General features: G+C 64.2%; 2 protein-coding genes. Both read right to left on the minus strand.

Annotation, left to right across the window (positions count from 1 at the left end):
• A partial coding sequence (locus AC5Y5O_RS31970) for a metalloregulator ArsR/SmtB family transcription factor (RefSeq protein WP_500028742.1) occupies window positions 1-366 on the minus strand: 366 nt, incomplete at its 3' end.
• 99 nt (window positions 367-465) lie between these two features.
• Window positions 466-1,546, minus strand: a 1,081-nt coding sequence (locus AC5Y5O_RS31975) for an MFS transporter (RefSeq protein ID WP_500028743.1), incomplete at its 5' end; no start/stop codon positions are given.

Genomic DNA, 1,546 nt, shown 5'->3' on the forward strand with positions numbered 1-1,546 from the left:
TGCCTTCGCCGCGGAAACGTCAACTCTGAGTACCGTCGACAAGTTCGTCAATGCCTCCGGGACGACTGCGTAGTACACCCAAGAGGCGCGCCGTTCGGAGGTCAATAGCCCCGCATCCTTGAGGACCTTGAGGTGATGCGAGATGGTCGGCTGGGTTACGTCGAATCCCTCAGATACGTCGCACACGCATGCCTCGCCGCCCGCGCGGCTGGCCACCATGCTGAATAGGCGCAGTCGGATCGGATCAGCCAGTGCTTTCAGCTTGGCCGCGATGTCGGCGGCCGCCTCGGGTGAGAGCGGCTCGGTTACTAAAGGTGCGTACGCGCACACGGACGCGTCTGGAAGCGGAAGCCGTGATTTAGACACCCATCTATATTGATGCTTATCGAACTGAAACGCAAGCCGTGGACGGAGTGAGATAGCGGGCGTCGGCGCCAGACGATGGACTCAGGCGCACGTGCAAGTTTAATCCGCGTGAGCGCTCGGCGACAGACGTGGAACATCGCTGTCATCGGAGCGAGCGGGAACACTGGCCAAGCCGATGACGGCTGCAAGAGCTCCGAAAGCGCCGAGCGCCATGAACATCAAGCCGTATCCGCCGAGCCAGCTCGCCAGGGCGGCACCGATCCACGGACTGGTCGCGGTGGCCAAGGTGATTGGGGCGGATAGGACGCCGTTCAGATGTCCGTAGTGGGAATGGCCCCAACGTTCGGTGACGGCAGTCGCTTGTAGCAGGGTCATGATGCCCCGCACGAAGCCCGCGAGAATCGCCACGACGATCAGCGGCACCACCGAGCTGAAGATTCCCAGTAGTGCCGTCGTCACCGCCACTCCTGCCAAAATCGATGCCACTCGCGCCCGTATGCCGCAGCGGGTGATCAGCGTTCGGTAGCCGAGTCTGCCGAACACTTGTCCAATGCCGCCCAGGCCGAGCGCCATGGCTGACATGCGCGCGTCGATACCGTGCTCAGTCATCAGCGGCACGAGGTTGACGATGACCGAATAGGAGGCCAAGGCAGCCAAGGTGAGCGCGACTGCCAGTGCAACGAACGGGCGAGTCCGTGTGATTCGGCTGGGTGGTTCGCTGACGTGTACCCCCGGCGCCGCCGGCCATGGCTGGCGAAGGCCAAAGAAGTGCGCCGGAATGGTCACGGCCGCCAATAGCAGCGCGAGAACGAGATAGGTTGTGCGCCAATCAAGTCGGTCGGCCAGCGCGGCGGTGAGCGGCGCAAACACCGTACTCGAAAGCCCCGCCACAAGCGTCAGAATCGTCAGGGCGCCGACGTGGCGGGGGCCGAACCAGCGCGTCAACGCCGCGAACGCAGGCGGATACAGCACCGCGGCCATGGCCACTCCTGCCGCCACCCATGCGGCCACGAACCACGGAAACGTCGGAGCTAGCGCAACGCCCACCACTGCAAGTGGGCCGGCCACCGCACCGGCGGTCATAACGCCACGCGGGCCATGTCGATCCAACCACCTACCCACGATGACGCCGACCAGTGCCGAGGTGACCAACGCTCCTGAGAACGCCGCGGTGACTGCC

The organism is Mycobacterium sp. NGS40, assembly GCF_059812735.1.